The following is a 24,460-nucleotide window of genomic DNA, read 5'->3' as shown; positions in this document are numbered from 1 at the left end:
TTTGATGATGCAGCGGAGGCTGAATTTCTTTGAGAAGAACAAAACATCGCTTTTTATCCCTCCCGTTGGGGAAAGGAAGTAATATTGTTTATAATTGTTTGTCAATCTTCTCACTATTAGTTATTTGTTCCAAATAACGTTGAAATGGAGATTTTTTTGAAGTAATTTTGGTTGTCTATTATGCTTTTTTGGTTGTCTTTTATTATATTTACGCTATCAAATGACAATGAAATATGCAAGAGGAAGACAAAGTACACGTTTTGGAAACGCTGGAAGAAAACCATCAGGGCAGAAATGCGCAGCGTATCCGTATTTACTTGGGCATTAAGCAAGAAGTGCTTGCTAATGAATTGGGTATGAGCCAGCCACAAATTTCTGCCATAGAACGGGAAGCTGTTTTAGAGCCGGAAATGTTGGAACGATTTGCTTTTGCATTAGGCGTAACCCCTGACCTCATTAAGAAATTTGATGTGGAACGAGCTATTTATAATATCAACAGTTATAAAGATAGTACTGTTCAACATGGTGAGAATAGTACGCAGAATATTAATCCGTTAGATAAAGTAGTCGAGTTATACGAACGGTTGTTGCAAAGTGAGCGGGAGAAACTGGAATTATTTATAAACCAAAAAAATCATTCGTAAAATAACAATGGAAAAAGAAAAAGAAACCGTGTATTTGGAGGGGAAAAACCACATGGGTATAAAAATTGGCAGTGCAAGGCGATTGGTAGGTATTACGCAAAAGGATTTGGCAGAGCGTATGGGTGTGACCAAGCAAGCTGTATCTAAATTGGAACAAACCGAGAACGTGGATGACGAACGATTGGAAAAAGTAGCTATTGCGCTTGGCGTAAGCGTAGAGGGTTTGAAGAAATTTGATGTGGGGCAGGTTCTTTACCATACTAATAATTTTTACGAAAAGGTTGAACCGACAAATGGTGCTATGGTTGGTACAGTAAGAATTGAAAATAATCATCAGTTTTCAATTGAGCAGGCAACCAAGCTGTTTGAAGAATTATTGAGAATGGAACGGGAACATTTTCAGAAAGCAAAAGATAAGAAATAACTAAAGTATCTTTTAAAGCATAACGATAGATTCAGGCTTCCCTCGTAACCAAGAAGCGAAGAATTTTAAAAGAAACGGCGGATCTGCAAGTCCGCCGTTTCTCTTTCTATCGCTGTCATTATTTTTCCTCCTGCTCATCCATTTTCTTAATAAGGTTATCCCGCAGTGCATCAAGGAATTTGGTACGGTTTCGTTTCCGGTTGCGTATTTCGAGATAGGTATGGTAAAAGTTTCCCAAATCAATATTAAAGGCATTTTCAAAATATTCCGCTATCAACCTAATATCCGTATTGCCATTATCGAGAACGCTTTGGTAGTATAGGGAGTAAATGAGTTCTGTCAAAGCAGCTTTACTACCTGTCCAGTTCAGCCCCGAAATAGCAGTGCGTTTTATAAACAAACGCTTGTAGGTGCAGTAAAGCTGGTCTTCGAGATACACCTGTATCAAATCATTCGCCATTATCTTGGCTACCTTATAATCGTGGGAAGTAGAAAAAGATTGGTCGGACTGAAAATAATAGGTATCCAGCCACAGTTTTATATCGTGCTTGCCCCGAACAAACATTTTCTCGTCAAGAAACGAGTTGTTGCTTCGGTAATATTTATAAAAATCAATGTTATTGTCGAAAAACCTTTTTAGCTTCTTCAATTCTTTTTTAAGATATTTTCTAATGCGCTTAGCCCCGTAGGGCTTCCTCGTCTCGATTTTGTAAATGGCATTATAATAAATCAATTTTGAAACAATGACTGGCTTTTGATATTTAAAAAATCGGATTTCTTCATCAACATTTGTAAATCCTCGTTTCAAAACATAATCTTTAATTTCGGACAGACATTCCACAATCCGGTATATAATGGCTTCTGTCCGTTGTACCGGGTTATCGTTTTCAATCTCCAGTTCTTGGATTTCTGTTTCCAATTTAAGATATGTTTCATTGTAAAATTTATCCATTCGTTTCATTTTGATAAATATGATACTGATTAATATAGAAATGCTAATACTGCTCGTATTAGCCCATGCAACTACATGAAAGAACAACCAGTATGATGCTGGTGGTGGAACTGTTGTATTGTCTGATGGGTTGTAGTATGATGCAGGTTAATCCAAACGAATTATACCCCGCATCACCCACTGTATTTTGCCGTAATTTTACGGTTTGCAGTTTACAACCATCCGGTATTTTATTTTAATATGTCAATGCAAGCCCTACACCAAATCCCATATCACTATCATAGTGGGTACGTATACCTATATTTTTATTGATGATATACCTAAGCTCCCCCATATATTCTAAGTCGGTATTTACCATGAAGCCACCTCTTAATCTTTTTGAAATTGGAATATCTTCGCGCATTAACTGCAATCTTACAATTCCATCGTGATATACTTCTGCCTGGAAATTGACCAGCATAGGTAACGTATACATAAACCCTAAACTGAACGCCCTGCGGGTGTCTTTCTTGTTGGTTTGTCCAAATATGTTCTTTTCGTGCTCATCTTCTCCCATTTTCCGGTAACGAAAATCAAAACCTACAAAGGGCATGAACCATTGCATCTTTCCAATGTATCTACCTAAGTGAGTTTCTACTTCATACCCGTGCATACTATTATAGCCTAAGCGCCATTCTGTTCCTAATTGATAGCGTGCATTCATTAGCATAGCTTCTCCATCATTACCATTGGTTGCAAAATCGTTTTGTGCCATAAAATGGGGCATATTACTTTCTCTTTGCAATTCTTTATAGGCTTTTGCCTTGTCAGGTAAATAGGGGTTATTGTAGTCTCCAACTTCAAACACCCTGTTCATTCCCGCCATCATGTGATATAATATATGGCAATGAAAGAACCAATCACCTTCCTCATTTGCTAAAAACTCAATGGTATCCGTTTCCATAGGCATGATATCCAACACATTTTTAAGCGGCGATTTTTCGCCTTTTCCGTTTATCACCCTAAAATCAAATCCGTGAAGATGCATAGGATGCCGCATCATCGAATTATTATAAATGGTAATCCGTAGGATTTCTCCTTTTTTTACAGGTATTTTGTCCGTTTCCGAAAGTATTTTATTATCCATGCTCCATACATAGCGGTTCATGTTGCCAGTAAGTGTGAACTTCAACTCTTTTACAGGCGCATCTTTTGGAAGGGAGGTGTTGTAAGGCGATTGCAACATAGCATAATTTAATGTTTTGATGTCTCCCAAGGCATTAGCGTTGTAACGGTTAGGGTCGTCATCCATGTTCATACCTTCATGCTTGCTGTGGTCTGATTTCTTTGCTGCATCTCCGGTAATTTCGGGATACATCACTACATTCATGTCCATTTGGTTCAGGCTCATCTTCATGCCCATATCGTCCAAATCGCCATTCATTTTCATCATATCGTTCATCATCTTCATCCCCTCGAAATACTTCAATCGTGGGAGCGGGGAAATAAGCTGTTTGACCCCATCACCTATAAAGTAGCTTGCTGATTGTGTTCTGTCCTCGGTTGTTGCTAAAAACTCATATGCTAACCCATCTTGAGGGATAGTCACTACAATATCGTAAGTTTCAGAAACTGCAATGATTAATCTATCCACTTCTACAGGCTCAACATCATTTCCATCATTCGCTACTACTGTAATTTTCCCTCCAGCATATCTTAGCCAGAAATACGAAGACGCCCCGCCATTGGAAACGCGTAATCTGACTTTGTCACCTGCTTTTAGCTTTTTACCACCAATTGTTTTCAAATCGGTGCTATGGCTACCATTTATTAGGATTTTATCATAGTAAACATCACTGACATCCATCGCCAGCATCCGTTTCCACTCATTTTTTACCTTTACGCCTAATTTTCCCTCCTTAATAGCTTCAACGTACGATTGCGTAGCACCTTTCTTAATGGCCGCCCAATCATTTGCATTGTGTAGCATACGGTTGATGTTATCCGGGTTAAGATTTGTCCACTCACTTAATATAATCGGGACGGTCGGCAAATCGTCAATTCCTTTTCTAAAGGTTTTATCGTCGCCTCTTTTTTTCATGATAAAACTACCGTACATGCCTATCTGCTCCTGCAAGCCTGAGTGCGAATGATACCAGTGCGTGCCATGCTGGATAATCGGAAAACGGTAGGTGTAGGTTGTACCCGGTGCGATGGGCTTTTGCGTAAGCCAGGGCACACCGTCTTCTTTATTGGGCAGGAACACACCATGCCAGTGCAGTGATGTGCTTTCTTTCAATTGGTTGTGCACCACTATTTCGGCAGTGTCGCCCTCGGTAAAGGTAAGGGTGGGCATGGGGATTTGCCCGTTTACGGCAATCGCCCTTTTTTGCTTACCTGCATAGTTGACAAGTGTATCTTTTACATACAGCTCGTAATGCACTACTCTCTGTGCAAACAGCGTTTGCGTGCAAAGCAGCATCAGCACTGTTTGCAATATTCTTATGGGTATTTTTTTATATCTGTTCATTCGTTGAAAAATTTTATTTAATGCTGTCTTCCATTGTGCCAAACCACGCTATCAAAACCTGCTTATCCTCCGGTGACAATACTGCATTACGATGAATTAGCGTATATGACGACAATGGCATTTCCCCGTCCTTAACCTGCCCGGCCATAGCCCTGAACTTGTTTCGCTGCCTGCGGACAGAATAGTCGCCAAATTCGCTAAAGTTGAGTTCCTCTTTCCCCTTTTTTATATGCTCTGCCATGTACCATGCGCCGGGCTGGATACGGCTGTACCACGGATAATGGGTATTGTTGCTATGGCAGTCATAACAGGACTGAACAAGGATAGCCTTTACATTTTGGGGTACGGTGTACACCCTTTCGATATGGGTGGCTGGCACTTCAACCGCCTGGTTCCGTAAGGGCTGAAAGAACTGTATGGCAATCAGGACGACAGCCAGCCCCAATATGATTTTCTTCTTTATGGTCATAATTATTTTATTGTGGCTTCATCTTTTTGTGTCTACTGTTTTTTCACATACTTGGCATAATTCTCCTTGTTTTCAAAATAAGAAACTTCACCGTTATTTCCTGTCACAGCAATCACCGCATTAGCTTTGTCTACCTGCTTATGGGAATAGGGGTCTATCGCCATCCGCACGGTCGCATCTTTTGGAATACGTTCCTTACACATTTCGCAACATCCGTAATAGGTTTTACCATCAAATTTTACGTCAAACTGCCTTTTGCCCATATAGGCATCGTTGACCATGCAGACTTCATCCGATGGAACCAATTCACCTATTTGGGTAGTATGTCCGTTGCTTTCCGGAGTTGCCTGCGAATGCTGCTGTTCCGCTTCATCCTTATTTGACCCCGCCTGACCGCAAGCGGTGAATAGCAGGGTTAATAAGGAAATAAAGCCAATTATTATTTTGTTCATGTCCAAACTTGTTTTTTTAAATTTTATTATTTACTTTCTTCAAACTCTTTTAGCTTGCGCTTCATTAGTTCAATTTCTTCCGCTTGGGTTTTAAGTATATTTTTTTGCAGCTCTATCAGTTCCGGGTCGGTCAGGTGTGCCTTTTCGGACATCAATATGGCTGCTGCGTGATGGGGTATCATACCCTTTGCAAACTGCTTGTCCCCGACATTGATTTGTTCCCTGATACCAAACCATGAAAAGATGCCAACAGCAACCGAGATGATGGCTATCGCCCAATTCATCTTCCTGTTGGGGTACATTACTTTCATTATCGCTAATTCGATAAGCAGCATTGCCGAGGTCATCAGCAGGGTCATGTACAAATTGTTGATATTGGGTATCAGGTTCTGCCACCCGTCAATCATGGCGTACATGATAAAATACATCACTGCGAACATGGCTACAGCCATCACCGCAAAGCGTTTGTACATGGCCGAAGCATGTTTTGTATTGTGCGTGCCATGCTCCGAGGAATGACCCGCATGGTGACTGTTTTGCATATTTTCCATAACCCTGAATTTTATTTGCTGTTAATTGTTTTTTCCACCTTACCGCAGGTCAGCATTTTAGAACCGTAGTAAGGGTTTTTGATTTCCTTGTTTTCGCTGAACCAAACAGCACCCTTACCGTCATTGAACATCGGGCAATGGTCCTGATACAATGTTTGCGATGTACCGAACAAATCAATCAGGTCTTTCAAATCTTCGCCAAGCGAGGCCAAATGTTCCCGCTGGTGGTGGATGTTGCCGACATTTTCCCCGATATGTTCTGCGTGTTCTTTAGCATCGTCCGCTATGTCCATGTACTTTTTGTGCTTATCTGGAGTTGCTACCTTTAGTGCGAGACAGATTTAATCAGTAATTTTAAATTTGATGATATGCATAGAAAATTTGATGATTCGTTTAAGATAATGGCTGTTGAGCTGAGTATTGTGAAAGGCTCAGTTTCGGAAGTGGCCAAGGAGCTGGATATCGATCCCAGTTTGCTCAGTAAATGGCGCAGGAACCCACGTTTCAATGGCAACAAAGTTCTTCCGGACAACCCCAAGATAAGCCCCCAGGAGCAGGAGTTGAGGGTTTTGCGCAAAAAACTAAAAGATGCGGAGCTAGAGCGCGACATCTTAAAAAAGGCCATCGCCATCTTCTCCAAGGGAGACGGTCCATATACCGGTTCATAGCAGCGAATCGAGAGGTATATTCCGTAGAGAAGATGTGCGATGTATTTAGTGTTAGCGCTAGTTGTTTTTACCGCTGGTTGGTTTCTCCAGAGTCCCCTGGTGAACAGCGGGTTAAAATACTTGTTGAGAAAATACAAAAAATACACAAGGAGAGTGATTGTATATATGGCAGCCCAAGAATAACAGCTGAACTGCATAAAGCTGGAGACCCGGTTTCCAGATCCTATGTAGCAAGGTTGATGAAGAAACATGGTATACGCAGTAAAGTGAAAAAGAAGTATAAGGTGACAACAGATTCCAGCCATGGCTATCGGATAGCTGAAAATCTCCTCCAAAGAGATTTTTCAGCGGATACCCTGTCGCAAAAGTGGGTCGGCGATATCACCTATATCCATACCAGCAAGGGCTGGCTTTATTTGACAACCGTTATTGATCTGGCGGACAGAAAAGTGATCGGGTGGTCTTTGAGCACCGATATGACAGCTGAAAACACCTCGGTAGCCGCCATGAACATGGCTGTTGGGAACAGAGCTCCCAAGAATGGACTGATCTTTCACTCCGACAGAGGGGTTCAGTATGCCTGTGACGAATTTAAATCGATACTCAGGGATAATAATATAACCCAGAGTATGAGTAGGAAGGCAAACTGTTGGGATAATGCGGTGGCTGAGAGCTTCTTCAAATCACTAAAAGCTGAAATGGTCTACCACAGAAGATTTATTGATCAGCAGTCCGCTAAATTAGAGGTATTCGGATATATTGAAGGCTTTTACAATACCAGAAGAACACATTCGGCATTAGGGTATAAAACACCTAAGCAAATGGAAGAAATGCTGCTGAACAAAGAAAAACTAGCAGCGTAAAAAAAGTCTCTCATTTTTAGTTGCAGTTCCAATCGGCAGGAACGGCTTTCATGTCCACTTTATTCAGGGTAGCTAACAGCTTTTTCCCTGAACTGGCGGCAGCTTTGTCATCGTCCGAAACAAGGGCGTTCTTTAAGGACAGATAATCGGTAACTATGGGCGCAATAGAAAAGTTTTTTGCTTCTTCTTTTCCTGTTGCTTTTGCTTCCTGACCGCTCGGAGTTTCACTCACAACGGGCGCAGCTACCGTATCATCCTCTTTTGGTTGGGAAGCTGACTGTTCTTGTGATACAACAGCAGTATCACTTGAAGACTGCTCGTTTTTGTTGGATGCCTGATTGCATGATACTGTTACAAATGCCATGATAACAGCAATGATTGATAATGTTAGATTTTTCATTTTTATTTATTTTTTGATTTTTAAAAAACTTGCGTTAATAGCCACTACAATGGTGCTTACACTCATCAGCACAGCACCCATAGCGGGACTTAAAACAAAATTCGGATAGAGTACGCCTGCCGCAAGGGGTATTGCCACCACGTTGTAGCCAACCGCCCATATCAGGTTCTGTACCATCTTTTTGTAGGTAAGTTTGCCGAAGTCAATCAGTTTGACCACATCCCTCGGGTCGCTGTCTACCAATATGATATCCGCTGTTTCGGCAGCCACGTCCGTACCGGAACCCACGGCAATGCCCACATCTGCCTGTGCCAGTGCAGGTGCATCATTTACACCATCACCAGTCATTGCTACGATTTCGCCTTTTGCCTGAAACTCCTTTACTTTCTCCTGCTTGTTGTGCGGAAGCACATTAGCCAAATACCCGTCCATACCCAATTTTCCGGCTACGGCAGCAGCAATCCTGTCGTTGTCCCCGGTGAGCAGAAAGGACTTGATGCCCATTTTTTTGAGTTCCTCAATCGCCTGTGCCGACCCCTCACGGATGCTGTCTGCCAAAGTAATGATGCCGATTACCCGGTCATCAATGAGGACAAAGTTGACCGTTTCGGCTTCCTGATTGATTTCGCTTGGTATTTCCGGCAGGGAAAGGTGGTTTTCGGTGAAATAATTCGGACCGCCAGCTACGACATTTTTCCCGTTCACAACACCTTTAACACCTATGCCCTGCATATAGCTGAAGTTTTCAGACTTCCATAAGGCAAGGCTCTTTTCTTTCAATGTAGCCATAATGCCTTTGGCGATATGGTGTTCCGAATTTTGCTGTACTGCGGCAGCATACTGGATAACCTCATCGGCATTATATTCGTCTGTTAACGGTATAACCTTTTCTACGGCATGGGAACCTTTGGTGAGCGTTCCGGTCTTATCAAAAATGACGGTGGAAAGTTTTCGGGTGGTTTCAAATGCCGTACGGTTGCGGATGAGCAGGCCATTGGTCGCCGAAAGCGTTGTGGAAATGGCGACCACCAACGGGATAGCCACGCCCAATGCGTGCGGGCAGGCCGTTACCATTACCGTCACCATTCTTTCAAGCGCAAAGGCAATATCTCCACTGCTTGCATACCAATAGGCAAATGTGCCTATGCCCACGGCAATGGCAATAAAGGTGAGCCATTTGGCAACTTTGTCCGCAAGGTTCTGTGTATTAGACTTAGTAGCCTGCGCTTCCTGCACAAGATTGATAACCCTGTTCAGGTAGCTGTCTTTTCCCACGGCTGTTACCTTAACTTTCAGCGCACCATCGCCATTGATAGAGCCTGCGATGACCTTTCCGTCCTTTTCCTTTTTTACGGGAACACTTTCCCCGGTAAGCATACTCTCGTTGATATACGAAAGCCCCTCCAGTACCAATCCATCGGCTGGAATTTTTTCTCCCGGTTTTATGATAGCCGTTTCACCGCTTTGCAGGTCTTCGAGCTTTATCTTTACAGCTTCTCCGCCACGTTCCACGGTAACATCGTTGGGCAGCAAAGCCACCAATGACTGTAATGCCCGTGAAGCAGCCATTTGGGAACGCATTTCCAGCCAATGCCCTAACAGCATGATGTCAATTAGGGTTGCCAGTTCCCAAAAGAAGTCCATACCCTGCAAGCCAAATACAACGGCTACGGAATAAACATAGGCTACGGATATGGCAATGGCAACAAGTGTCATCATCCCTATGGCTTTGGCTTTCACCTCGCCAATCATTCCCTTTAGGAACGGTAAGCCTCCATAGCAATAAATCACCGTACCCAATGCCAACAGCACATATTTATCGCCATTGAAAGCAAGGGAGAAACCCAACCATTGCTGTATCATGTGCGACAGGAGCAGGATAGGGATTGTAATGACAAGGCTTATCCAAAAACGTGTGAGGAAATCGCCTGTATTATGCCCCTCATGTTTATCAAAGTTTTCGTCATCATGGCCATGTTGAGAATGCCCGGAATGCTCATGTTCTGGCGTGTGTTCATGAGAAGCTGACGTACCGCCAACGGGAACCAATGCCATGCCACAAAGAGGGCATTTGCCCGGTTCGTCTTTTAGCACCTGCGGGTGCATGGGACACGTGTATTTTTTCATAACAAGGGATTTTAAAAGTTATGTTGCATTTAATTTTTTTACCATCTCATGGGTCATTTCTTCAGCATAAGTACCATAGGCATCAACAAGTACCCCTTTGCTCTTACCGTCATTGGACGATATGGCATAAATCACGGCATTGTTATCAGGACTGCTGTCGAGGCTTTCAAACCTATGAGTTTCCGTAACCGTAAAATCCTCCGGTTTTAGTTTCAGGCTCTTTGACGCACAGTAAAGGCAGTCCGGCAACAGACTAAAATCAATACTGTACCCACGTTGTCTTAGGTCTTTAAGAGCCTGCACCATATCACTATACTGTTCCATAGCTTTCCGACCTGTTATTTAATGGTTTCGACCGTACTGCCGCAGGTAAGCATCTGTGAGCCGTAATATGGGTTTTTAATGGCATTCTCTTTACTTAGCCAATTGGCCCCCTTACCTCCATTGTACATAGGACAGTGCTGGTAATAAACTGGTGTATCCTGTTTAGACACTTTAGCCAGTATGTAGATGCTTCCCGAAAGTGCCGCAAAAGCACTTCTTTGTTTTGCAACGTCTTTTGATTTTGAAATGCTTTCCGCATTAGCTGTCAAGTCCTGCATTACTTTCATCCAAGCCGTATGTTCCTCTGCCGAAAGCTTGTTCATATCGACTGCTTTAAGGGATGCAGCCAATTCAGCGGCTTTGGCAGATGCAGTTGCCGCATCGGTTTTTATCAAAGCATCTTTCACTGAAAAGTAGTTGTCAAACACAGCTTTTAGCTGTGATTGATTTTGAGCTGCATCCTTGTTAGCGGGTGCTGCCATTTCACCGTGGTTGTGATTGCCATGTCCGACTTTCATGTCCATTGCCGCCCCTTTGTTTTGGGCAATTGTCTTCAAAGGTCTATCGTACTGGCAGCATTCAGCCAGTTTCGCATATACGTCATCCGGCGCACGGAACTTCTCACTATCATAACCCGCCAAAGCGATACGTTTCAGGATTTCATCCTGATTTGTTTTCTCGCTGTCATACGTGAGCGTAGCCATCTTGGTATCTTTGTTCCAGTCCACGTTGGCTACCTTTTTTATGTTACCTGCTTTTTCGATGGTGGTTTTACACATACCACAATTGCCGTAAATCTTTACGGTTTCTGTTTTCGCATTTTTGATTTGTGCGAAACCATTCATTGAGGATAGTAATACGGCGATTACCATCACTATTTTTGATAATGATTTCATAATAATTACTTTTTAGAAATGAAGTATTGAAAGCCCATTTCTGTTTTAAACTTTAAATAAATGATACAAATAAGGGATTTGCAAAAAGCCGAAGCGGCTTCTGACAGGACATACCTATGGCTGGCAGGCCATAAATTTAGCTTATTTTAGGCGGTAGCCAAATGGAAAAAAAGCCCGAAGAATAATAGGCTTCTTTGAAAGCGAATTTTTGCTTTTTAGCTGCTGCTAAGTGATCTTTTGCCTTTAATTCGATTACGGTTGGGACATTTAGGGAAGTGGTTGAAGCACCGCACCTGCAAGAGCTGTGGGAACAACCGCCCCCGCATTTGTCACTTTTGCATTTTTTACAGGATTTGCTCTTGCAACCTTTTGTATGTTCTGATTTTTTGGATTTCTCCTTTGAGCAGGAAGACTGCTCGGTCTTTGTTGAATTTTTGGAACAGGCATAGCTCTGACTTGGCATCATAAAGAAAACCAAACAGAACAATGTCAAAATGCCTATATGTATTCTATAATTTTTCAACGCAACAAAGTTACAAATTAGATTGGTTTTTTATATCGTTTTACGTTTTTTTTGCTATATGGAAAAATAATGCCATATACGCAATAACCTATCGCCTTTTTTCAGAATTGATAAAATGCCCTTTTTCATCAACCCAACCTCATGGAAATTCGGTCGGAAAAAGGGCATTTCAAAAAGTTGCTGGCTTAGGCATCCAAAGGTTCTATTTTGAAGCCTGCCTTTTGCACGGTCGATATTACTTCATGCTCGGTAATGCCCTCGGACTTCACGGTAAGTACTTTGTCCTTGTTGGCCGTGTCCACTTCCCAATGGCAGATGCCCTCTGCCTTGTCCAAGTGCGGCTTTACAGATGCGATACAGCCGCCGCAATTGATGTTCGTCTTGAATTGAAATTGTTTATTTTCCATTGTTTACAAATTTTAGAGTTATCTGATAATGCAAATTTCCGTACTATTCAGTTAGTTATTGTTGTGTAATTTCTTGTTTGATTTGTGAGATTTACTGTTTTATTTCTTCCACTTCAACCGCAGGCTGTTACTGACCACGCTCACGCTGCTCAATGCCATTGCCGCACCCGCAATCATCGGGTTGAGCAGGAAGCCGTTAACAGGGTAAAGGATGCCTGCCGCTACCGGAATGCCGATTACGTTGTAGATAAACGCCCAGAACAGGTTTTGCTTGATGGTGGCTACGGTCTGTTTGGACAAGCGTATTGCCTGCGGTATCTTGGTCAGGTCGGACGAAATGATGGTCATCTTGGCTACGTCCATTGCGATGTCGCTGCCTTTGCCCATTGCGATACTTACATCGGCTGTTGCCAATGCGGTGCTGTCGTTGATACCATCGCCCACCATTGCCACTACCTTTCCTTTACTTTGCAGTTCTTTCACAAAGTCGGCTTTGTGCTGTGGCAAAACTTCGGCTTTGTAATGCTTGATGCCTGTCTGCTCCGCAATGGCTTTTGCAGTAGCTTCATTATCTCCGGTCAGCATATACAGGTCAATGCCCATTTCCTGCATTTCCCGGATAGCCCGCACCGATGTTTCCTTAATCTTATCGGCGATAGCGATTACAGCAAGAGCCTTTTTGCTGTTTGCAAACCAGATAACGGTTTTAGACTGTTTGCCCCATTCTTCGGCCTGGTCTTGTAATTCGCCGGCAATGGCAATGTTGTTTTCTGCCAATAGCTTTTTGTTGCCTACATAATAGGTTTCGTTGTCATGGTCTGCTTTTGCGCCTTTGCCCGTAATGCTGTCGAACATGGATAAAGAGGTGGTCGCTACATCGCCAAGATGCTTCACTACGGCTTCTGCCAATGGATGCTCGGATTGCTTTTCGATGCTCAAAAGGATTTCTTTTGCAGTGTCCTCATTGTTCAGCCATTTAATGCCCGTTACCTGTGGTCTTCCCTCGGTGATGGTTCCGGTTTTGTCCAAAACGATGGCATTTACTTTTTTGGCCAGTTCCAAACTTTCGGCATCCTTTATCAAAATGCCATTTTCAGCACCTTTACCAACGCCTACCATAATAGCGGTGGGTGTCGCTAAGCCTAAAGCACAGGGGCAGGCAATGACCAATACCGTAACGGCTGCCAACAGACCTTGAACAACCCCGTTTTCGCCTCCCAAAATCAACCATAGCGTAAATGTCAGGATGGCAATACCTATCACTGTGGGAACAAAGATGCCCGCAATCCTATCGACCAGTTTCTGTACGGGTGCTTTGCTTCCCTGTGCATCCTGCACCATTTTGATGATGTGGGCAAGCATGGTTTCTTTGCCCACTTTTACCGCCCTGAACCGGAAGCTGCCTTTTTGGTTAATCGTTCCTGCAAATACTTTTTCTTTTTCTTTTTTCAATACAGGTACAGGCTCACCGCTTAACATGCTTTCGTCCACATACGAATTGCCCGATATGACCATGCCGTCTACCGCAATCTTTTCACCGGGCTTTACGAGTATCACATCGCCTGCGCTTACGTCTTCGATAGCGGTCTGCTTTTCCGTTCCGTCCGCCTGTACCACGATGACCGTTTTTGGCTGCAAGCCCATCAGCTTCTTAATGGCTGAAGAGGTGTTGCCTTTGGCTCTTTCTTCCAGCAGTTTTCCCAAGAGGATGAATGCGATAATAACGGCAGCCGCTTCAAAATATACGTGAGCATGCAGTCCCCGTTGATGCCAAAAGTCGGCAAACAGCATATTGAAAACACTGAACAGGTAGGCAATACCTGTACTCAATGCCACCAGCGTATCCATATTGGCGGAACGGTGCTTTGCCTGCTTCCAAGCGTTTACAAAAAAATCCCTGCCCAACCATATTACAACGGGCGTGGAAAAGAGCCACATTATCGGGTCTGCATAGGGCATATCCATAAAGAACATTCCTATGATTACCACGGGCAGGGAAAGGATAATTGCCCAAATGGTCTTGTTTTTCAAGGTTCGGAATTTCTTTTCGTGGATGGCTTCGAGCGTTTCCTGCTGCTTGGTTTTGTCTTCAATCAATAGGTCGTAACCTACTCCCTGAACCGCTTTTTGCAGGGTGGAGGCATCGGTCATATTGGGCAGATATTCCACGGTAAGATTGCCCGTTGCAAAGTTCACGGAAGCATTAACTACTCCCGGTTGGTATTTAACAATGCTTTCGGCACTGCCCGCACAGGATGCACAGGTCATGCCCAATACCGGAAAAGCACTTTTAACCGTAGGAACTCCGTAACCTAAATCTTTAATTGCCTTAACAGCTTCGCCTACGGTTTCATTGCTATCTACTGTAATCGCTGCCCTGCGGTTGTTCAGCTCTACTTTATGGGTTTCTACGCCTTTTACCTGTGCCAATCCCTTTTCAACGATTAATGCACAGTGTTCGCTTTCTACATCCTCCAACGGTATGTATATATTTTCTCTGTTTGTCGCCATATTTGCCTGCTTTAATTTACAATGCAAAATTGGCTATTATAATTATGGGTACTGTTGTGAAATTTTGGATTTGATTTGTAAGATTTATTGAAATCCTGTATAGGTGAGCCACTTCATCAGATGGTTATCGCCATAAAGCCAGTTTTAGATGGTCTTTAAAACCACAAAGCATTGCGAAAGATAATCGCAATGCTTTATTGTTTGCTTAAAAAGCTGTGGTCTTAAAATACTGACGGATGCCCGGTCTTCTTCTTGGTGCGGGGTTTATTCAACTTTAGAATTAAATTGAATATCTACGTCAGTTGATGACTTAGGGTCATTAATCAAGTCCGTTTCAATCTTTCCTCCCTGTGGATAATGGCGCAGCACAACCCTGACCGTACCAGTGGAAGCGGTCGTGGTTGTCCAAACGCTTTCCAGCCCTAACGTAACGTTGTTGTCATCCTTATCCAAATTTGTGATTTGTATATTTGATGTGGAAGATGGCACGTAATAAATACGGTGGTCTATATTTTCCTCACTTACTTCTTCGGTAATGTCTTCACCATTTACCTCGTCAAGAAAGGATACGCTGACATCATAGGACTTACCCGGTTGCAGTGCAATCTGGTCTATGACCGGGGCGTTTCCTCCGGCTCCGTCAGCATCTTTCCAAGCATAAAGAAGTTCGTTCGTGGTTCCCTGTTCCTTAAAACGTAGCTGTACCGTAGTGATTACCTCGTTGTCGTTTTCTTCGGGGATAGGGTCATCGTCTTTGCTGCATGAGGTTGCGAATAGTACGATTGCCGCTACGGCAATCGAAGAAAAATGTTTGAATTTCTGTGTCATTGTTATATAAATTTAATTGTTGAAAAACGTGTTTGTCAGAAAACGTACTTTAATCTAACGGAGATGTTTCTGCCCATTTCGTCCGTAAAATACCTGAAGCTGTTCAGGTAGTTTCTGTACCGGGTATTGAACAGGTTGCTCACTGCAAGATTGATGTTCAGTGACCTGCCCAAGACACTGACCACTGTACCAGCGGATATATTTGTCAGGAGATAACCATCAGGGGGCAGCTTATAATCCTGCTGGCCGTGTATGTTTTCATCAGGTACTCTTGTCTGTTTTAAGACCAGCGGAATTTCCATCCCGATATAGGATTTTTGGAAAGACCTTATATCGGGCAGTTCGTAATTGAACCCCAATGAAAACCTGTCCGATGGCATGGAAATCAGCCAGTCGTTTATCGTTTTATTGTACGCCCTTAGCAAAGATGCCTTTCCTATGATGTCCAGTTTCTGTACAGGCTTGTAATTGATTAATAAATCCGTTCCCGTGAGATAGGCATCAGCCTGTTGATAGACGAATTTGGGAAATGCACCTGCAATGGTCAATACAGGCTCTCCCGGGCGGGGCTGTAAATAGATAAAGTTGTTGATGGAATTGTAGAATACAGACCAGTCTATATTTACCGATTTTTCTTCATTGCTATATGAAAGCCCCAAGACCGTGTTTACAGCCTGCTCTATTTTCAGGTTTACGTCCCCAAGTTCATAGGTGGCAGTACCTTGATGTATGCCGTCAATGAGCAGTTCGTTAACGTGGGGAGCCCTATTGGCAAGGCTGACCATTCCGTTTATCCTGATATGGTCTGAAAGATGGTAGATGGTATTGAATGATGCCCCGATTGTTGAAAAATCAAAGTCATGCTCCACAGGCTGGTTATTGTAAGGGTATCGTACCGTACTGATTTGCTTAAAATCATACCTGATACCGCCCTGAAGCTCCCATTTGTTCTTCTTCCATTTTTCAATCCAGTATGCACCGTATGTTTGGGAATTGTAGGCAGGGATGAGATACCGACCTTTGTAGGTATTGTCCTGCTGCATAGCGGATATGCCGATACTTCCGTTAAAGTTTTTGAATGTGGGATGCTCCCAAGAAATTTCTTCGGAAATCGTGCTGACATTCAAAGTCATTTGAGGCGTTGTAATTTCGCTGTTCCTGACTATATCAAATTCTTCCCTGTTGTTGAATTGTGCGGCAATCTGTATGTTCAGTTTCCCGGCTTTCTCTCCGGCAAATATCTCCGATTTTACCTTTAGCAAATCGTGTGTCACCCTTTGGTAAGGTCTGCCAATCTGAAAGCCTTTATAGCCCAAAAAGATGTCGTTGGGTCTGTCCGCATCAATCGCAGTCTGTAAGTCTGCCAAGTTCCCCATGTGTGAACCCTGAAATATGCCTACCTTGGTCTGAAAGTGGCTGTAAAAGGCTTCAATGGAATACTTGTCGGTCTTGTACCCGATCGTGAATGAAAAATTGTATTCGTTCAGGGAGGTGTTGTTCAGTATGTAGTCCGGCGTTTGGATATTGCCGCCCTGCTTAAAAGTTCCCTGTACACGGAAACTTAGTTGGGGTATGCTTTTGAGTTGCTGCTCTGCCATTGCAGATACCACAAACTGATTGTTATTGGTAAAGTAGCCCGTATTCAGTTCTCCCGAAAATCCGCTGTACCGCAGTGGTTTGGGGTTGACAAGGACAACACCGCCGATGGCATCCGAACCGTATTTCAGTTCATCCACACCTTTGATGACAGCAATATTGTCTGCAATGAAGGGGTCTATTTCGGGAGCGTGTTCGTTGCCCCATTGCTGCCCCTCCTGCCTCACACCGTTGTTTATGGTCAATAACCTGTTGCTGTGCAGGCCGTGAAAGATAGGTTTGGATATGGTCGTTCCGGTCTGCATGACGTTGATCCCGGGAAGCTGGCCGAGCATATCCGCCAGCGGGAGACCGCTGCTCTTGCTTAGTTCCCCCTGTCTTAATTCTCTTAGAAGCCCGGTATTCTGCGCCTTATTGACCGTGGTGGTAATGACCACCGGGTCAAGCATCGTGGAGTTTTCCTCTACAAAGATTTCAATGTGACGAGACGCTTCCAAAGAAATGTTTTGCGGCTCCGCCTCATGTCCCATATAGCTGGCCTTTATGAGATAGTTCCCTTTGCATAGTTTTTCAAACTTAAAATTTCCCGAACTATCGGAAACCGCCACATATTGGCCGTTGTTCAGGTTGATATATACCCCGCTCAACGGGCTGCCCTTGTCAGAGCTTCCCACCTGACCGGATATGGTATAGTTGCATTTTTGGGCATAGCTGGTATGGATGTTTGCGACTAATAGGATAAAAAGTAAAACAACTTTATTCATAGAAAACGACAATCGCATTAATGCAATGTTGTTGCAAAAATAAATTATTATCTTTGAAAACGCAACAACATTGCAATTATTATATAATAAAAATGAAACAAGTACGAAACACAGTCGCCAAAACAGCGATTTTGAACCTGCTCCACAAGTCGGATTTGGCATTGTCGCACGCTGAAATCCAGTTGGCGTTGGATGGTCTGTGCGACAGGGTGACGATTTACAGGGTACTGGATAGGTTAATGGAAGAAGATTTAGTCCACAAAGTGGTAAACGTTGACGGGGGTGTAGGATATGCAAGTTGCCATAACTGTGAAGTAGTCCACAATCATAACCACTTGCATTTCAGTTGTCAAAAATGTAAATCGGTAACTTGTATAGAGGATGTGCAACCGTTATTTAAGTTGCCTAAAGGATATAAAATAAGTGAAGTCAATTTTACGGTGTCAGGGCTTTGCCCGCAGTGTTCCTGAATAGCGTAGCCGTTCCTATACTTTATCCAACGGCTTTCTCTTATCTTCCCGGACTTGTTTGAAATAGCTCGGGGTAAGCCCCGTTACTTTCTTGAACTGGTTGCTCAAATAGGCTACGCTTGAATAGTTGAGGCGCATGGCAATCTCACTTAACGACAGTTCATCATACACCAGCAGTTCTTTTACCTTTTCCACCTTTTGGGCGATAAAGTATTTTTCAATAGTTGTACCCTCTACTTCTGAAAACAGATTGGACAAGTAATTGTAATCGTGGTGCAGTTTATCGCTCAATACATCGGAAAGGTTGGTTTTTACATCACTATCCTGATGATGTACCAGGTCAATGATAATGTTCTTTATCTTTTCTATTATCCTGCCTTTTTTATCATCAATTACTTCAAACCCCAATGGCTCTAAAGTCTTGACCAAAGCCTCTTTCTCCGTAGGTGTAATTTCTTTGGTAAGGGTAACTTCGCCCAGCTTTACATTTTTAGCATCTAAACCAAGTTTATCCAATTCGTTTTGCACCACCATAATACAGCGGTCGCATACCATATTTTTAATAAAGAGTGTATTCATATCTTACTAACTGCTATATTAAGCACAATAAACAAATTTACGATTTAAGTCGAACTACGCTCGTTGCTTCCTGTCTAAATCAAGTTATCTGATTGCATTGTCTGCATAGGCGCTTATAATTTGGGTTTTTGTTAACCTGAAGCCTCGGCCCAGGCTTCTAATTTAGTTAATTGAAACCTTGCGAAAGTTGTATTCCGCAAGGTTTTAAAACAGTGATACATCTGCCTTTGCTAATGGTCTGCATTCACCCTACAATATTAAATTATAGCAAATACTGGTACAGTTCGGCTATTGCATCGTTGTACTCTTTCTCCGCCTGCAAATAATTATTGGTAGCGGTATAAAAGTAACTTGCCTCCAAAAAATATTGGATAGTGGTTATCTCTCCGAATGATAACGCTTTATCCAATAGTTTAATACTGTTGATACTGCTTAATACTTTCTCATATTCTGCTACCGTCTTTTGCAGGTTGATATACTTTTCATACAGTTGCTTCAAATGATAATAATGTTCGTTCTTGTGCCGTGCTACCTGTACTTCTGCCACCGATAATTCAGCCTGCTTTTGCTTCACCCGATTTTTGTTTTCCCACAAAGGAATGCTCACGCCTACTTTTGCACCGTAAAACTGCTGCCCTAAAATACCCTGATAATGAAAACCCACTTCAAATTTTGGCAGGGTCAATGCCTTAGTAACTTCAATATCCTTTTGGGCTACTACGGTCTGTTGTGTCAAATATTTTCTTACCGGGTCTTTGTATTCAATTGTTTCTTCCAATTCTTCAAATGCAGGAACGGGCTTATATTCAGGGTATATGGTATCGTTAAAGACTATCTCTATACCGCCGTTAAGTTCCGTCAGTTTTTGATGAAGTTGGTTGATAGCGGAAATGTTCAACTGATAATCTTTATTAATCTCAATCAATTGAAGTTTAGCCTTATTCACGTCCAGCACATTACCTTCGCCCTTATCCAGTTTGGTCTGAAAGTCGGTCAGGAACTTTTCGGTTTTTGTTTTCCGTTCTATAATTCTTTCCTGAAGTTTATTGCGGTATATCAGTTCAATGCAAATCTTTTTCGCTCCCAATAATATTTCCTGCCTGTTGGCTGTTAGCGAAAAATCTACCTGCTTACTCTGCTCGCCAGCCAATGCTTTCTTTTTACTGTAAACCGTGGGAAAGTCGAAACGCTGCAAGACGTTAATGTCCGTTTGGTTGCCCGCAATGGCATAGGGTGAGCCACGCATAAAATCGTAGCTGGCCACAGGGTCGTACAGCGTATTGCCCGTATGGTACAATAACTTCTGCGCATCCCAATATTTGCTTTGGGTTTGCAGCGTTTTATTGTTCTTGGCAACATCAGACAAGACGGTTTCCAATCCTGACTGTGCCTGCAATTGTATGGTAAAAACGCACATACAGATTGCCGTTAAAAATTTTATGTTCATGCTTTAGCTGCTTTTTTGTTAGATAAATAGTACACCGCCGGAACAATAAAAATGTTGAGCAATGTAGAAGTAAGCAAGCCGCCCAATATCACTTTTGCCATAGGACTTTGTATCTCGTTGCCGGGCAAATCGCCCGCAATAGCAAGCGGTATCAATGCCAGCCCTGCGGTAAGTGCCGTCATCAGGATGGGGCTTAACCTGTTCTTTGAGCCTTGTATAACCGTATCGTACAAATCCAACCCCTCATCACACAATGTATTGTAATGCGATACGAGCAGGATGCCGTTACGGGTAGCCACACCAAACAAGGTGATAAAACCGATAATGGCAGGAATGCTCAAAATGCCACTGGTAAAATAGATGCTGAACACACCGCCAATCAATGCCAAAGACAGGTTGATTAAAATGATGGCGGCTAACTTTACCGTTTTGAACTCCCGGAACAGTATCAGGAAAATAATCAGAATGGAAAGCAGGGAGGTCGCAATCAAGGTCTGCGATGCTTCTGCCTCCGCTTCAAATTGCCCACCGTATTCAATGTGGTAATCTTCGGGCAGCTTTATTTTTTCGCCCACTATCTGTTGGATTTCCTCAACGGCACTAACGATATTGGTTAAGCGAAAACAAAATGTAACCGCAACAATCTACACCAAAGCAATCAGCAATCAGCTACAATTGGACATAAAACGGTACAACAGCCAATACCTCCCGATTGAAATTAAGGTTTTCTCCGATACCCACGACCGATTTTTGATAATAGACCAAGCGGAGCTTTACCATATAGGGGCTTCGCTCAAAGACCTGGGCAAAAAATGGTTTGCATTTTCCCGAATGGATATTGAGGTGGGCAGGATGCTTCACATCTTGAACAAACAATAAACGCTGCGGATTCAGAGGGTTTAATTTTAGTTTCTTGACAATTCTAAAATCCCGCTAAGTTATTTACATCAACTTAGTATAGTTTCTTCTTCAACCATAAACTTGCCCTTACCAATAGTATCAGTACAGGCACTTCGACCAATGGTCCGATAACGCCAACAAATGCCTGTGGAGAATGAATACCAAAAACCGCAATGGCTACGGCTATGGCCAATTCAAAATTGTTCCCGGTGGCTGTAAATGCTATGGACGCGTTCCTGTCATAAGGAACATTCAGGGATTTGCTTATAAAAAAGCTCACGAAAAACATCAATACAAAATAGATGATTAGCGGTATGGCTATCTTAATCACGTCCACTGGCAACTCCAATATCTTGTCGCCTTTCAAACTGAACATCAGTACAATGGTAAACAATAATGCGTAAAGTGTAATAGGTGATACTGCCGGTATGTATTTTCTATTGTACCATTCAATGCCTTTTGATTTTATAAGAACATATCGGCTCACGAAACCTGTAAAAAAAGGAATACCCAAGTATATCAACACGCTTTCGGTAACGTCTTTCATTGATACATTTACATTGAAATTGGCTAATCCTAATTTACTCGGCAATACGTTGATAAAAAGCCAAACCAAAAAACTGTAACTCAATATCTGAAAGACACTGTTCAACGCTACCAATAGTGCCGTATATTCCCTGTTGGCTTTTGCCAGGTCGCTCCATACAATTACCATTGCGATACATCTTGCCAATCCTATCAAAATCAATCCCGTCATATAATCGGGTTCATTCCTTAAAAACAGAACGGCTAACCCGAACATCATTACCGTACCGATTACCCAATTGAGGAATAAAGATATTCCAATTACTTTTTTATCCTTAAACGCTTTGGGCAATACTGTATAATCCACCTTTGCCAATGGCGGGTACATCATCAGTATCAAACCTATTGCCAGCGGGATATTAATGGTTCCTACGGACAAGCTGTCTGTTACGTTAGAAATGTTGGGAAAGAAATATCCTAATCCTACGCCAAATGCCATAGCAAGGAATATCCATAGGGTAAGGTAACGGTCAAGAAATTTTAGTTTTGGTTGCATTGGTTATTTTTTAATCATTGAAAAAACATAGAACATTTCAGTTGCTATCTCCAAACTCCTTTCCGCATATATCTTTGTCTGCTCTGTTGTGCCGTCTGAAATCTTCGGGTCTTCAAATGTGATAGGTATTCTCTTTTCTGCACCTGCAATAAAAGGACAGCCATCGTCTGCCTGTGAACAGGTCATAATGGCAGTGAATGCCGATACAGGATTGAAAGGGCTATCGTACTTTTTTGAAAAACCGATAATCGGCAAAGCATTTTCACTGTACTTAATAGCATAAACAGGATTGTCCGCTTCCGAAATTTTGAAAGCAGAAAAACCCTGTTCATTCAATGTTTCCACTACTTTCGGAAATAATGCCGTTTCTTCCGTACCGCCCGAATAGCAATATACATTCGGGATATGGTAATATACACTTGCCACCTGTGCCCAAACCTGCGATAAATGGCTTCTTCGTGAATTGTGTGTACAGATGAAATTGAGATTTATTACCTGTCCGTTGCTTACTTTTTGTTGTACGAAGTCTATCAAGGGTTGCAATATGGTTTTACGTTCTTCGCTTACGGTCTGAACATCAGATATTCCCTTTATGGTTTCAGCTAAATTCTTGTACATTACGATTGGTTTATAGGGTTTAACAACAGTCCGAATTAGGCGAACAGCAAGCACTGTTCAGCTCTGATAATTCTACTTTTTGTTTTTCGGCAGGAATACCGCAGGCATCACTTGCCAAACAAGCGGTTTGTTTGTTTTTCAGTACAAAATGGTTTCCGTTAAAATCCAGATTGTATTTGCCAATGGTTTCGCTTTGGTATTCCACTTCTATTTCGGCATCTTGAATATCCAATTTTTCTTCGGACAGTTTGATGATGTTCAATAGTTTGGTCGGCTTTAGCCTGTGTTCAAAATCGTTGGCGTTCCACAACTGGAAGTTGACGACCTTTTCATTTCTGATCGTTCCGCCACAATCAATAAAATGTTTTGTAACAATACCTACCTCCGTAACGTGGAAATGTTTGGGGACAAATGTTCCGTCCGCTAATTGAAATTCAACATTGTCCAATGTTGGTAAGATTTCTTTGATGTTTGATAGTTTCATTGTTTTTGAATTTTGAAATGATTTATTAAAATATTGTATCGTAATATAGCGATGTTAAATATTAAAAAAACACGGCTAACAGCACTTGTTTACCTTTACTTCCTGATCAAAGAATGAATTAAAATCTGCTTGGATTTTTTTCCAAACATTTTTATCGATGCAATAACAAACAGATTTACCCTCGATTGTGCCTTGAATGATGCCGATACTCTTTAACTCCTTTAAATGCTGAGAAATCGTAGCCTGTGCCAATCCCAATTCCTCGACCAGATCATTACAGATACAGGCTTTCTGGTTAATGATATATTGAAGTATGGCAACCCTTGCAGGGTGTGCCAGAACCTTAAATAGAGAAGCTAATCTGTTTTGCTCGTCCGTGAATATTTCTGATTTAGTAAGTCCCATGCTTTGTTTTTTATATATCGCAATATTACGATAATAAATTTAGATATAATATGGTTTGTAAAAAAACAATCAATTCTTTTAATAATCTTATGTGTGGTAAAACCCTACCTCTCAAAGCCAAACTCTGCCACTTTCAGTCGACCTTTTCTTCTCGCTGATACCTTAGCCGTTGCAAGAAAAAAAAACGAACAGGAACAATGATTGGGTTTTTATTGGAATGGGATATATTACACGGGCAAATGCAGAAATCGTCCTACTGTTCACAAAGGGAAAACCTCTTGAAAGACATGCAAGAGATGTTCCACAGGTGCTTATATCTCCCCGTGGAAGACAATCCGAAAAACCTGACAAAATCAGAAAGCGTATTGTTCGGCTTTTTGGGCAAGTTGACAGACTGGAGCTTTTTACAAGACAAAGTTCCCAAAACGATGATGATGATTTTGATGGGTCGGACGTATATGTCAATGAAGTGGACAACTCTATAACGATATCTGAATAAACACTGTTCTGCCAAATCCTGCCTCCCGAAGCCAAACCCTGCCACTTCTTCAAAGGCTCTTGCTCCCTG

The 24,460-nt window shown here is 42.3% G+C and carries 26 protein-coding genes and 1 pseudogene; 5 read left to right on the top strand and 22 right to left on the bottom strand.

What is annotated here, in order from left to right; genetic code table 11:
* Positions 1-233: 233 nt before the first annotated feature.
* Together AC3IRT_RS03750 and AC3IRT_RS03745 are read left to right on the top strand one after the other, a co-directional pair.
* Positions 234-644 (top strand): helix-turn-helix domain-containing protein, encoded by a 411-nt coding sequence (locus tag AC3IRT_RS03750; protein WP_002993277.1) that lies wholly within the window; start codon positions 234-236, stop codon positions 642-644.
* A 7-nt stretch (positions 645-651) separates the two neighbouring features.
* Entirely contained in the window at positions 652-1,068 is a 417-nt protein-coding gene (locus AC3IRT_RS03745; RefSeq protein ID WP_002993276.1) for a helix-turn-helix domain-containing protein, read from the top strand.
* Between the two features lie 118 nt (positions 1,069-1,186).
* Here AC3IRT_RS03745 and AC3IRT_RS03740 read toward each other — a convergent pair whose 3' ends face one another.
* The 6 genes from AC3IRT_RS03740 to AC3IRT_RS03715 all read right to left on the bottom strand — a co-directional run bounded on the left by AC3IRT_RS03740 (position 1,187) and on the right by AC3IRT_RS03715 (position 6,342).
* Entirely contained in the window at positions 1,187-2,029 is an 843-nt protein-coding gene (locus AC3IRT_RS03740; protein ID WP_002993275.1) for an RteC domain-containing protein, read from the bottom strand.
* Positions 2,030-2,255: 226 nt separating this feature from the next.
* Positions 2,256-4,529: a multicopper oxidase family protein gene (locus AC3IRT_RS03735; RefSeq protein ID WP_039990265.1), complete on the bottom strand. Its 2,274-nt coding sequence runs from the start codon at positions 4,527-4,529 to the stop codon at positions 2,256-2,258.
* A 13-nt stretch (positions 4,530-4,542) separates the two neighbouring features.
* A complete protein-coding gene (locus AC3IRT_RS03730) occupies positions 4,543-4,998 on the bottom strand; it encodes a heme-binding domain-containing protein (RefSeq protein ID WP_002993272.1) in 456 nt (151 codons plus the stop codon).
* 32 nt (positions 4,999-5,030) lie between these two features.
* Positions 5,031-5,450, bottom strand: coding sequence for a hypothetical protein (locus AC3IRT_RS03725; RefSeq protein ID WP_002993270.1), 420 nt, complete (start codon positions 5,448-5,450; stop codon positions 5,031-5,033).
* Positions 5,451-5,476: 26 nt separating this feature from the next.
* Positions 5,477-6,001 carry a DUF305 domain-containing protein gene (locus AC3IRT_RS03720; RefSeq protein WP_002993268.1) on the bottom strand — a complete coding sequence of 175 codons (525 nt, stop codon included), beginning with the start codon at positions 5,999-6,001 and terminating at the stop codon, positions 5,477-5,479.
* 11 nt (positions 6,002-6,012) lie between these two features.
* Entirely contained in the window at positions 6,013-6,342 is a 330-nt protein-coding gene (locus tag AC3IRT_RS03715; protein ID WP_489396096.1) for a DUF3347 domain-containing protein, read from the bottom strand.
* A gap of 27 nt (positions 6,343-6,369) precedes the next feature.
* On the opposite strand from AC3IRT_RS03715, the pseudogene AC3IRT_RS03710 reads away from it, so the two are divergent.
* Positions 6,370-6,573 (top strand): annotated as a pseudogene (locus AC3IRT_RS03710) (transposase); the annotation flags it as partial.
* Positions 6,486-7,532: an IS3 family transposase gene (locus AC3IRT_RS03705; RefSeq protein WP_489395111.1), complete on the top strand. Its 1,047-nt coding sequence runs from the start codon at positions 6,486-6,488 to the stop codon at positions 7,530-7,532. The pseudogene AC3IRT_RS03710 and the gene AC3IRT_RS03705, both read left to right, overlap by 88 nt.
* A 16-nt stretch (positions 7,533-7,548) precedes the next feature.
* Here AC3IRT_RS03705 and AC3IRT_RS03700 read toward each other — a convergent pair whose 3' ends face one another.
* The 9 genes from AC3IRT_RS03700 to AC3IRT_RS03660 form a co-directional block, all read right to left on the bottom strand.
* Complete coding sequence (locus AC3IRT_RS03700) at positions 7,549-7,932, bottom strand: DUF3347 domain-containing protein (protein WP_489395121.1); 384 nt, start codon at positions 7,930-7,932, stop codon at positions 7,549-7,551.
* Positions 7,933-7,938: 6 nt separating this feature from the next.
* Positions 7,939-10,059, bottom strand: a complete 2,121-nt coding sequence (locus AC3IRT_RS03695; RefSeq protein ID WP_039990262.1) for a heavy metal translocating P-type ATPase — start codon at positions 10,057-10,059, stop codon at positions 7,939-7,941.
* Between the two features lie 18 nt (positions 10,060-10,077).
* A complete protein-coding gene (locus tag AC3IRT_RS03690; RefSeq protein WP_002993263.1) occupies positions 10,078-10,383 on the bottom strand; it encodes a hypothetical protein in 306 nt (101 codons plus the stop codon).
* A 14-nt stretch (positions 10,384-10,397) separates the two neighbouring features.
* A complete protein-coding gene (locus AC3IRT_RS03685; protein WP_003010110.1) occupies positions 10,398-11,279 on the bottom strand; it encodes a DUF3347 domain-containing protein in 882 nt (293 codons plus the stop codon).
* A 267-nt stretch (positions 11,280-11,546) separates the two neighbouring features.
* A complete protein-coding gene (locus tag AC3IRT_RS03680) occupies positions 11,547-11,726 on the bottom strand; it encodes a hypothetical protein (RefSeq protein ID WP_002993259.1) in 180 nt (59 codons plus the stop codon).
* 261 nt (positions 11,727-11,987) lie between these two features.
* A complete protein-coding gene (locus AC3IRT_RS03675) occupies positions 11,988-12,209 on the bottom strand; it encodes a heavy-metal-associated domain-containing protein (RefSeq protein WP_002993257.1) in 222 nt (73 codons plus the stop codon).
* Positions 12,210-12,308: 99 nt separating this feature from the next.
* A complete protein-coding gene (locus AC3IRT_RS03670) occupies positions 12,309-14,720 on the bottom strand; it encodes a heavy metal translocating P-type ATPase (protein ID WP_003010106.1) in 2,412 nt (803 codons plus the stop codon).
* Between the two features lie 264 nt (positions 14,721-14,984).
* Positions 14,985-15,548 carry a hypothetical protein gene (locus AC3IRT_RS03665; protein ID WP_003010105.1) on the bottom strand — a complete coding sequence of 188 codons (564 nt, stop codon included), beginning with the start codon at positions 15,546-15,548 and terminating at the stop codon, positions 14,985-14,987.
* A gap of 35 nt (positions 15,549-15,583) precedes the next feature.
* Positions 15,584-17,926, bottom strand: coding sequence for a TonB-dependent receptor (locus AC3IRT_RS03660; protein WP_489395120.1), 2,343 nt, complete (start codon positions 17,924-17,926; stop codon positions 15,584-15,586).
* Between the two features lie 2 nt (positions 17,927-17,928).
* Here AC3IRT_RS03660 and AC3IRT_RS03655 point away from each other — a divergent pair, with 2 nt between their 5' ends.
* Positions 17,929-18,378: a Fur family transcriptional regulator gene (locus AC3IRT_RS03655; RefSeq protein ID WP_380948343.1), complete on the top strand. Its 450-nt coding sequence runs from the start codon at positions 17,929-17,931 to the stop codon at positions 18,376-18,378.
* A gap of 15 nt (positions 18,379-18,393) precedes the next feature.
* Here AC3IRT_RS03655 and AC3IRT_RS03650 read toward each other — a convergent pair whose 3' ends face one another.
* From AC3IRT_RS03650 to AC3IRT_RS03620, 7 genes are all read right to left on the bottom strand, one after another.
* On the bottom strand, positions 18,394-18,957 hold the full coding sequence (locus AC3IRT_RS03650) for a helix-turn-helix domain-containing protein (protein WP_002993247.1): 564 nt from the start codon (positions 18,955-18,957) through the stop codon (positions 18,394-18,396).
* 262 nt (positions 18,958-19,219) lie between these two features.
* On the bottom strand, positions 19,220-20,404 hold the full coding sequence (locus AC3IRT_RS03645; protein WP_380948342.1) for a TolC family protein: 1,185 nt from the start codon (positions 20,402-20,404) through the stop codon (positions 19,220-19,222).
* Positions 20,401-20,979, bottom strand: a complete 579-nt coding sequence (locus AC3IRT_RS03640; RefSeq protein ID WP_002993243.1) for an efflux RND transporter permease subunit — start codon at positions 20,977-20,979, stop codon at positions 20,401-20,403. Before AC3IRT_RS03640 ends, AC3IRT_RS03645 begins: the two co-directional genes overlap by 4 nt.
* A gap of 377 nt (positions 20,980-21,356) precedes the next feature.
* On the bottom strand, positions 21,357-22,385 hold the full coding sequence (gene arsB / locus AC3IRT_RS03635; RefSeq protein WP_002993239.1) for an ACR3 family arsenite efflux transporter: 1,029 nt from the start codon (positions 22,383-22,385) through the stop codon (positions 21,357-21,359).
* A gap of 3 nt (positions 22,386-22,388) precedes the next feature.
* On the bottom strand, positions 22,389-23,003 hold the full coding sequence (locus AC3IRT_RS03630; RefSeq protein ID WP_002993237.1) for a low molecular weight phosphatase family protein: 615 nt from the start codon (positions 23,001-23,003) through the stop codon (positions 22,389-22,391).
* Between the two features lie 19 nt (positions 23,004-23,022).
* On the bottom strand, positions 23,023-23,487 hold the full coding sequence (locus AC3IRT_RS03625) for a DUF6428 family protein (protein WP_002993236.1): 465 nt from the start codon (positions 23,485-23,487) through the stop codon (positions 23,023-23,025).
* A gap of 75 nt (positions 23,488-23,562) precedes the next feature.
* Positions 23,563-23,892 carry an ArsR/SmtB family transcription factor gene (locus tag AC3IRT_RS03620; protein ID WP_003010092.1) on the bottom strand — a complete coding sequence of 110 codons (330 nt, stop codon included), beginning with the start codon at positions 23,890-23,892 and terminating at the stop codon, positions 23,563-23,565.
* Positions 23,893-24,460: the final 568 nt, after the last annotated feature.

The organism is Sphingobacterium sp. KH_072, from assembly GCF_057837975.1.
Note: the sequence above shows the minus strand (reverse complement) of the source record. Positions and strands in the feature narration are given on the sequence as shown.

Excerpts from the sequence above, each read along its gene's own strand:
- AC3IRT_RS03750 (WP_002993277.1), top strand. The coding sequence starts at position 234 with ATGCAAGAGGAAGACAAAGTACACGTTTTGGAAACGCTGGAAGAAAAC.
- AC3IRT_RS03745 (WP_002993276.1), top strand. The coding sequence starts at position 652 with ATGGAAAAAGAAAAAGAAACCGTGTATTTGGAGGGGAAAAACCACATG.
- AC3IRT_RS03740 (WP_002993275.1), bottom strand. The coding sequence starts at position 2,029 with ATGAAACGAATGGATAAATTTTACAATGAAACATATCTTAAATTGGAA.
- AC3IRT_RS03735 (WP_039990265.1), bottom strand. The coding sequence starts at position 4,529 with ATGAACAGATATAAAAAAATACCCATAAGAATATTGCAAACAGTGCTG.
- AC3IRT_RS03730 (WP_002993272.1), bottom strand. The coding sequence starts at position 4,998 with ATGACCATAAAGAAGAAAATCATATTGGGGCTGGCTGTCGTCCTGATT.
- AC3IRT_RS03725 (WP_002993270.1), bottom strand. The coding sequence starts at position 5,450 with ATGAACAAAATAATAATTGGCTTTATTTCCTTATTAACCCTGCTATTC.
- AC3IRT_RS03720 (WP_002993268.1), bottom strand. The coding sequence starts at position 6,001 with ATGGAAAATATGCAAAACAGTCACCATGCGGGTCATTCCTCGGAGCAT.
- AC3IRT_RS03705 (WP_489395111.1), top strand. The coding sequence starts at position 6,486 with ATGGCGCAGGAACCCACGTTTCAATGGCAACAAAGTTCTTCCGGACAA.
- AC3IRT_RS03700 (WP_489395121.1), bottom strand. The coding sequence starts at position 7,932 with ATGAAAAATCTAACATTATCAATCATTGCTGTTATCATGGCATTTGTA.
- AC3IRT_RS03695 (WP_039990262.1), bottom strand. The coding sequence starts at position 10,059 with ATGAAAAAATACACGTGTCCCATGCACCCGCAGGTGCTAAAAGACGAA.
- AC3IRT_RS03690 (WP_002993263.1), bottom strand. The coding sequence starts at position 10,383 with ATGGAACAGTATAGTGATATGGTGCAGGCTCTTAAAGACCTAAGACAA.
- AC3IRT_RS03685 (WP_003010110.1), bottom strand. The coding sequence starts at position 11,279 with ATGAAATCATTATCAAAAATAGTGATGGTAATCGCCGTATTACTATCC.
- AC3IRT_RS03680 (WP_002993259.1), bottom strand. The coding sequence starts at position 11,726 with ATGCCTGTTCCAAAAATTCAACAAAGACCGAGCAGTCTTCCTGCTCAA.
- AC3IRT_RS03675 (WP_002993257.1), bottom strand. The coding sequence starts at position 12,209 with ATGGAAAATAAACAATTTCAATTCAAGACGAACATCAATTGCGGCGGC.
- AC3IRT_RS03670 (WP_003010106.1), bottom strand. The coding sequence starts at position 14,720 with ATGGCGACAAACAGAGAAAATATATACATACCGTTGGAGGATGTAGAA.
- AC3IRT_RS03665 (WP_003010105.1), bottom strand. The coding sequence starts at position 15,548 with ATGACACAGAAATTCAAACATTTTTCTTCGATTGCCGTAGCGGCAATC.
- AC3IRT_RS03660 (WP_489395120.1), bottom strand. The coding sequence starts at position 17,926 with ATGCGATTGTCGTTTTCTATGAATAAAGTTGTTTTACTTTTTATCCTA.
- AC3IRT_RS03655 (WP_380948343.1), top strand. The coding sequence starts at position 17,929 with ATGCAATGTTGTTGCAAAAATAAATTATTATCTTTGAAAACGCAACAA.
- AC3IRT_RS03650 (WP_002993247.1), bottom strand. The coding sequence starts at position 18,957 with ATGAATACACTCTTTATTAAAAATATGGTATGCGACCGCTGTATTATG.
- AC3IRT_RS03645 (WP_380948342.1), bottom strand. The coding sequence starts at position 20,404 with ATGAACATAAAATTTTTAACGGCAATCTGTATGTGCGTTTTTACCATA.
- arsB (WP_002993239.1), bottom strand. The coding sequence starts at position 22,385 with ATGCAACCAAAACTAAAATTTCTTGACCGTTACCTTACCCTATGGATA.
- AC3IRT_RS03630 (WP_002993237.1), bottom strand. The coding sequence starts at position 23,003 with ATGTACAAGAATTTAGCTGAAACCATAAAGGGAATATCTGATGTTCAG.
- AC3IRT_RS03625 (WP_002993236.1), bottom strand. The coding sequence starts at position 23,487 with ATGAAACTATCAAACATCAAAGAAATCTTACCAACATTGGACAATGTT.
- AC3IRT_RS03620 (WP_003010092.1), bottom strand. The coding sequence starts at position 23,892 with ATGGGACTTACTAAATCAGAAATATTCACGGACGAGCAAAACAGATTA.